Origin of the sequence: Streptococcus infantis (genome assembly GCF_047464215.1) — a bacterium.
Lineage (GTDB): Bacteria > Bacillota > Bacilli > Lactobacillales > Streptococcaceae > Streptococcus > Streptococcus infantis_P.
Genome location: NZ_JASHCG010000001.1, coordinates 236,395 through 242,501 on the forward strand (window position 1 = coordinate 236,395; position 6,107 = coordinate 242,501).

Here is a 6,107-nt window from a genome sequence, read left to right on the forward strand (position 1 = left end):
ACTATGGAAATCAATACACACAATGCTGAGATTTTGCTGAGTGCAGCCAACAAGTCCCACTATCCGCAGGATGAACTTCCTGAGATTGCTCTTGCAGGTCGCTCAAATGTTGGGAAGTCAAGCTTTATCAACACCATGCTTAATCGTAAGAATCTAGCTCGTACTTCTGGGAAACCAGGAAAAACACAACTACTCAATTTCTTTAATATTGATGACAAGATGCGTTTTGTGGATGTGCCTGGCTATGGTTATGCCCGTGTTTCCAAGAAGGAACGCGAAAAATGGGGACGTATGATTGAGGAGTACTTGACCACTAGAGAAAATCTTCGAGCGGTTGTTAGTCTCGTTGACCTTCGCCATGATCCATCGGCAGATGATGTACAGATGTACGAATTTCTTAAATATTATGAGATTCCTGTCATCGTTGTGGCGACCAAGGCAGACAAGATTCCGCGTGGGAAATGGAACAAGCACGAATCAGCTATTAAAAAGAAATTAAACTTTGATCCAAGTGATGATTTTATCCTCTTTTCATCCGTAACAAAAGCAGGAATGGATCAAGCTTGGGATGCTATTTTAGAAAAATTGTGAGGAATACATATGGCAAAAACAATTCATACAGATAAAGCTCCAAAGGCAATCGGACCTTACGTTCAAGGAAAAATCGTTGGCAATCTTTTGTTTGCTAGCGGTCAAGTTCCTCTATCTCCTGAAACTGGAGAAATCGTAGGAGAAACAATCCAAGAACAGACTGAACAAGTTTTGAAAAACATTGGAGCTATTTTGGCAGAAGCGGGAACAGATTTTGACCATGTTGTTAAAACAACTTGCTTCTTGAGTGATATGAACGACTTTGTACCTTTCAATGAGGTATACCAAACAGCCTTTAACAAGGAATTTCCAGCTCGTTCAGCTGTAGAAGTAGCTCGTCTTCCTCGCGATGTAAAAGTCGAAATTGAAGTCATCGCAGAGATTGGATAAGCGAGTTGAAGTTTGGTTCTTCCAAACTTCTTTTGATATAAGGAGACAATGATGACAAAGAAACAACTTCACCTGGTGATTGTGACAGGGATGAGTGGTGCAGGGAAAACTGTAGCCATTCAATCCTTTGAAGATTTAGGATATTTTACCATTGATAATATGCCGCCTGCTCTATTGCCAAAGTTTTTGCAGTTGGTCGAGACCAAGGACGATGACCATAAGTTAGCCCTAGTGGTGGACATGCGTAGCCGTTCTTTCTTCTCAGAGATTCAGGCTGTCTTGGATGAATTGGAAAATCAAGATGATTTGGACTTTAAAATCCTCTTTTTGGATGCAGCAGATAAGGAATTGGTGGCACGCTATAAGGAAACTAGAAGAAGTCACCCTCTGGCAGCAGATGGTCGTATCTTGGACGGGATTAAGCTGGAACGCGAACTCTTGGCACCCTTGAAAAATATGAGTCAAAACGTGGTTGACACAACAGAGTTAACTCCTCGTGAACTCCGTAAGACCATTGCAGAGCAGTTTTCAGATCAAGAACAGGCTCAGTCCTTCCGTATTGAGGTTATGTCTTTCGGGTTTAAATATGGCATTCCTATTGATGCTGACTTGGTATTTGATGTTCGTTTCCTCCCGAATCCCTACTATCTACCAGAACTTCGCAATCAGACAGGTGAAGACCAGGCCGTTTATGACTATGTTATGAATCATGAGGAATCTGAAGATTTCTACCGCCATTTGTTGGCCTTGATCGAACCAATCCTACCTGGCTACAAAAAAGAAGGAAAATCTGTTTTAACCATTGCAGTAGGTTGTACAGGTGGACAACACCGGAGTGTTGCCTTTGCCAAACGATTAGCCACTGATTTGTCTAAGAATTGGCCTGTTAATGAAAGTCATCGTGATAAAGACCGAAGAAAGGAAACGGTAAACCGTTCATGAGAAAACCAAAAATTACGGTGATTGGTGGAGGAACTGGAATCCCTGTTATTTTAAAAAGTTTGCGGGAAAGAGATGTTGACATTGCAGCCATTGTAACTGTTGCTGATGACGGAGGTTCTTCAGGTGAACTGCGTAAAAATATGCAGCAGTTGACACCACCTGGAGATTTACGCAATGTGCTTGTTGCCATGTCAGATATGCCAAAGTTCTATGAAAAGGTTTTTCAATACCGCTTCTCGGAAGATGCAGGTGCCTTTGCTGGACATCCGCTAGGGAATATTCTCATAGCAGGGCTTTCTGAATTGCAGGGCTCAACCTATAACGCCATGCAATTGCTGAGTAAATTTTTCCATACGACTGGAAAGATTTATCCATCTAGTGATCATCCCTTGACCTTGCATGCAGTCTTTAAAGATGGTTCAGAAGTAGCTGGGGAAAGTCACATTGCAGACCATCCAGGCATGATTGACCATGTTTATGTCATCAATACCCTGAATGATGAAAAACCGCAGGCTAGCCGCCGAGTTGTGAATACCATTCTTGAGAGTGATATGATTGTCTTAGGGCCTGGTTCACTCTTTACCTCCATTTTGCCGAATATTGTCATTGAAGAGATTGGACAAGCCCTTCTTGAAACCAAAGCAGAGGTGGCTTATGTTTGCAATATCATGACCCAACGTGGTGAGACTGAGCATTTTACAGATAGTGATCATGTGGAAGTCTTGCATCGTCATCTTGGTCGCCCCTTTATTGATACCGTACTTGTTAATATTGAAAAGGTTCCAAGAGACTATATGGACACCAACCGTTTCGATGAGTATCTAGTTCAGGTTGAGCATGATTTTGATGGTTTGCATCAACAAGTTCCCCGTGTCATTTCATCCAACTTCCTACGCTTGGAAAATGGTGGTGCCTTCCATGATGGGGATTTAATCGTGGATGAATTAATGCGCATCATACAGGTGAGAAAATGAGTTTCACAGTAGCAGTAAAAGAAGAAATCCTAGGTCAACACCACCTGAGTCGCTATGAGTTATCAGCCATTATCAAGATGTCTGGAAGCGTAGGTTTGTCTAGTTCTGGCTTGACCTTATCCGTTGTTACAGAGAGTGCCAAGCTTGCCCGCCATCTCTATGAATCGTTCTTACACTTTTATGGTATTAAGTCGGAGATTCGTCATCATCAGAGAAGCAATCTTCGTAAAAATCGTGTTTATACTGTGTTTACAGATGAACAAGTCCAAGAACTTTTAGCGGATTTACGTTTGGCTGATTCTTTCTTTGGTCTGGAGACGGGAATTGATCCAGATATTTTAGGAGATGAAGAAGCAGGTCGTGCCTATCTCTGTGGTGCATTTTTAGCAAATGGGAGTATTCGGGATCCCGAGTCAGGCAAGTATCAGCTGGAAATTAGTTCAGTTTATCTAGATCATGCCCAAGGGATTGCTTCGCTCTTGCAGCAGTTCTTGTTAGATGCCAAGGTGATTGAACGAAAAAAAGGTGCAGTGACCTATCTCCAGCGAGCAGAAGATATTATGGATTTCCTGATTTTAGTAGGAGCTATGCAGGCACGTGATACTTTTGAAGGTGTCAAGATTCTCCGAGAAACTCGAAATGACCTCAATCGTGCCAATAATGCAGAGACGGCTAATATTGCTCGTACGGTTTCAGCGAGTATGAAAACCATTAACAATATTAGTAAAATCAAAGATAGAATTGGCTTGGATAATCTGCCAGCAGACTTGCAGGAAGTTGCCCGTCTGCGTATTCAGCATCCAGACTATTCTATCCAGAAGCTGGCAGATAGTCTGACAAATCCCTTAACCAAAAGTGGCGTTAATCATCGCCTGAGAAAGATCAACAAAATTGCAGAGGAACTGTAAAATATAATATATTGATGTTCAAAAAAGATATATCGAGATTGATGTTTAAAAATTTTTAAAATAACCTCAAATCATAACCACCCGTCAAACGGGTGGTTTGCACCAGGGCTATAAGCCCAAATTACCAGCCAGCGCCTAAAGACGCTGGCTTTCACGTTGTTCAAGCCTCATTGCTCTTGACTCGTCACTTGCCTCTTGAAGAGGCGTGAGTATTACTTACCACTATCCCTAAAGGGACCCTCATATTCTTTTACACTTAATTTATCTAGTGCTATATCATGCTTTTCCTGATCTTGTATGTATTTCCTTATCGTGGCTTCATTAAGCCCTACTGTACTCACATAATAACCTTCTGCCCAGAAATGCCGATTCCCAAACTTGTACTTGAGGTTGGCGTGTTTGTCAAACATCATGAGTGCACTTTTACCTTTTAAATAACCCATGAAACTAGAAACACTTATCCTTGGTGGAATACTGACTAACATATGTACATGGTCTGGCATTAAGTGACCCTCGATAATTTCAACTTCTTTATAACTACACAAGCGATGAAATATTTCACCTAAACTACTCCGATATTGATTATAGATTACTTTTCGTCTATACTTAGGGGTGAACACAATGTGATATTTACACATCCACTTTGTGTGTGATAAACTATGTGCTTTTTGTGCCATATTTTTCTCCTCTCGCTTTACAATTGGCTTGAACACCTTTATTGTATCGCGTTTGGAGTTTTTTTGGTATAACCTTCGACGCGCACCCGCATAGCGGGTGGTTTATTTGTCTCGCACCTAACGGAGCGAGACGGACTGAAAGTCACATAATTTAAAAAATTCTACTGAAGTTTCATTCAGTAGAATTTTCATTTTCAGAGGATTCGTTGTTTTAAGAGATTAAGGTTCTAGATAGAATTCTAAAAATTTCAAATTTTTATTTTTAATCTTCATTAAATTGCGTAGTTATAGTTTTTTAAAAAATTAATAGATAGTTATGTATTTTCTTTATAAAATCTTTAAATTTATATTTTATTATTGAAGTGTAAATTTAAGGAGGATCAAAATGGAAAAAAATATTTTAGAGACACGGAATTTGTCAAAGAAATTTGGGAATCAACTTGTAGTGAATAATATTTCATTACAAGTGAAAGAGAATTGTATCTACGGATTACTTGGTCCAAATGGTGCTGGGAAATCAACTACACTAAAGATGATAACAGGAATGCTCCATAAATCGTCCGGAGATATTATATTTAATGATCATATATGGAGTAGAAAGGATCTCGAACAAATTGGTGCCTTGATAGAGTTACCTCCCTTGTATGAGAACTTAAGTGCAAGAGAAAATTTAAAAGTAAGAACAATGTTACTTGGATTACCCGAATCAAGAATTGATGAAGTTCTACAAATCGTTGGTCTATCAAATACAGGTAAAAAAAGAAGTGGAAAATTTTCTTTGGGAATGAAACAACGATTAGGAATTGCAATAGCACTATTAAATAATCCTAAATTATTAATTTTAGATGAACCAACCAATGGCTTAGATCCATTGGGAATTCAAGAATTAAGGGAGATGATTCTTGGATTTCCAAAACAAGGCATTACAGTAATTCTATCCAGCCATAATATTTCCGAAGTTGAGCAAGTTGCAGATTATATCGGAATAATATGTGAAGGCGAATTAAAATACCAAGATATAAAAAACTCTCAAGAAAGTTTAGAAAATTTATTCTTGGAAGTAGTAAAGAAGGAGAATTATAAATGATAAATTATATCCTTAGTGATTATTTAAAATATAAAAGAACTTTTTTAAAAAAAATAATCTATATAATACCTATATCTTTGATAATTCTTTCTTATATACTGGCACCACCATATTTTACAGTAGATTCATATAATTGGTGGTATACTATAATTATGCCAATTACTTATGCACTGATTCCTGCTTTAATGAATCGATACGAAGATAAAAAAATAAAATATAGGGCAGTTTATCCTCTAAGTATTGATTTAAGAAAGATTTGGATATCAAAAATTATTGTAGCAAGCTGTTTGATTCTGATGACAAGTTTGGTTCATTTGATAGCAGTTTTAATTGTACAATTTATTTTTGGAGATCAAATATTTTTAATATATAGCTTTAGTACTTTATTAGTTTCGAGTATAGTATTAGTGGTATAGTCACTTAGTTTATAAAATACATGTTATAATAAAGCCATGGCATATAGTACAGATTTTAAACAACGAGCATTAGATTACATCAAAGAGGGACACAGCCATGTCGAGGCGGCCAAAGTTTTTGA

The 6,107-nt window shown here is 38.3% G+C and carries 9 protein-coding genes; 8 read left to right on the forward strand and 1 reads right to left on the reverse strand.

Features of this window, described 5'->3' with window-relative positions; translation table 11 throughout:
- Positions 1–3 precede the first annotated feature (3 nt).
- Genes yihA through whiA form a run of 5 tightly spaced genes read left to right on the forward strand, consistent with a single transcriptional unit; the run spans position 4 to position 3,805 of the window.
- The gene (yihA, locus tag QM469_RS01075; protein WP_251935025.1) at positions 4–591 is read left to right on the forward strand and encodes a ribosome biogenesis GTP-binding protein YihA/YsxC; all 588 of its coding nucleotides are present in this window, start codon (positions 4–6) and stop codon (positions 589–591) included.
- A gap of 9 nt (positions 592–600) precedes the next feature.
- Positions 601–981 (forward strand): RidA family protein, encoded by a 381-nt coding sequence (locus tag QM469_RS01080; RefSeq protein WP_001140424.1) that lies wholly within the window; start codon positions 601–603, stop codon positions 979–981.
- 51 nt (positions 982–1,032) lie between these two features.
- Positions 1,033–1,923, forward strand: coding sequence for an RNase adapter RapZ (rapZ, locus tag QM469_RS01085; RefSeq protein WP_049527541.1), 891 nt, complete (start codon positions 1,033–1,035; stop codon positions 1,921–1,923).
- Positions 1,920–2,897, forward strand: a complete 978-nt coding sequence (locus QM469_RS01090) for a YvcK family protein (RefSeq protein ID WP_414275874.1) — start codon at positions 1,920–1,922, stop codon at positions 2,895–2,897. The genes rapZ and QM469_RS01090 overlap by 4 nt, the downstream gene beginning before the upstream one ends.
- Positions 2,894–3,805 carry a DNA-binding protein WhiA gene (gene whiA, locus QM469_RS01095; protein WP_000011302.1) on the forward strand — a complete coding sequence of 304 codons (912 nt, stop codon included), beginning with the start codon at positions 2,894–2,896 and terminating at the stop codon, positions 3,803–3,805. The genes QM469_RS01090 and whiA overlap by 4 nt, the downstream gene beginning before the upstream one ends.
- Before the next feature lie 212 nt (positions 3,806–4,017).
- Here whiA and tnpA read toward each other — a convergent pair whose 3' ends face one another.
- Positions 4,018–4,482 carry an IS200/IS605 family transposase gene (gene tnpA, locus QM469_RS01100; protein ID WP_414273453.1) on the reverse strand — a complete coding sequence of 155 codons (465 nt, stop codon included), beginning with the start codon at positions 4,480–4,482 and terminating at the stop codon, positions 4,018–4,020.
- 385 nt (positions 4,483–4,867) lie between these two features.
- Between tnpA and QM469_RS01105 the strand changes: the two genes are divergently transcribed.
- The 3 genes from QM469_RS01105 to QM469_RS01115 all read left to right on the forward strand — a co-directional run.
- Positions 4,868–5,569, forward strand: a complete 702-nt coding sequence (locus QM469_RS01105) for a lantibiotic protection ABC transporter ATP-binding protein (RefSeq protein ID WP_414275875.1) — start codon at positions 4,868–4,870, stop codon at positions 5,567–5,569.
- On the forward strand, positions 5,566–5,985 hold the full coding sequence (locus QM469_RS01110; protein WP_414275876.1) for a hypothetical protein: 420 nt from the start codon (positions 5,566–5,568) through the stop codon (positions 5,983–5,985). The genes QM469_RS01105 and QM469_RS01110 overlap by 4 nt, the downstream gene beginning before the upstream one ends.
- Positions 5,986–6,021: 36 nt before the next feature.
- The coding region (locus QM469_RS01115; RefSeq protein ID WP_212750421.1) for an IS630 transposase-related protein at positions 6,022–6,107 on the forward strand (86 nt) is incomplete at its 3' end.

What these genes read in the sequence shown, in the direction of transcription:
- whiA (WP_000011302.1), top strand. Translation starts at nt 2,894, where the DNA reads ATGAGTTTCACAGTAGCAGTAAAAGAAGAAATCCTAGGTCAACACCAC.
- QM469_RS01090 (WP_414275874.1), top strand. Translation starts at nt 1,920, where the DNA reads ATGAGAAAACCAAAAATTACGGTGATTGGTGGAGGAACTGGAATCCCT.
- QM469_RS01105 (WP_414275875.1), top strand. Translation starts at nt 4,868, where the DNA reads ATGGAAAAAAATATTTTAGAGACACGGAATTTGTCAAAGAAATTTGGG.
- rapZ (WP_049527541.1), top strand. Translation starts at nt 1,033, where the DNA reads ATGACAAAGAAACAACTTCACCTGGTGATTGTGACAGGGATGAGTGGT.
- tnpA (WP_414273453.1), bottom strand. Translation starts at nt 4,482, where the DNA reads ATGGCACAAAAAGCACATAGTTTATCACACACAAAGTGGATGTGTAAA.
- QM469_RS01110 (WP_414275876.1), top strand. Translation starts at nt 5,566, where the DNA reads ATGATAAATTATATCCTTAGTGATTATTTAAAATATAAAAGAACTTTT.
- QM469_RS01080 (WP_001140424.1), top strand. Translation starts at nt 601, where the DNA reads ATGGCAAAAACAATTCATACAGATAAAGCTCCAAAGGCAATCGGACCT.
- yihA (WP_251935025.1), top strand. Translation starts at nt 4, where the DNA reads ATGGAAATCAATACACACAATGCTGAGATTTTGCTGAGTGCAGCCAAC.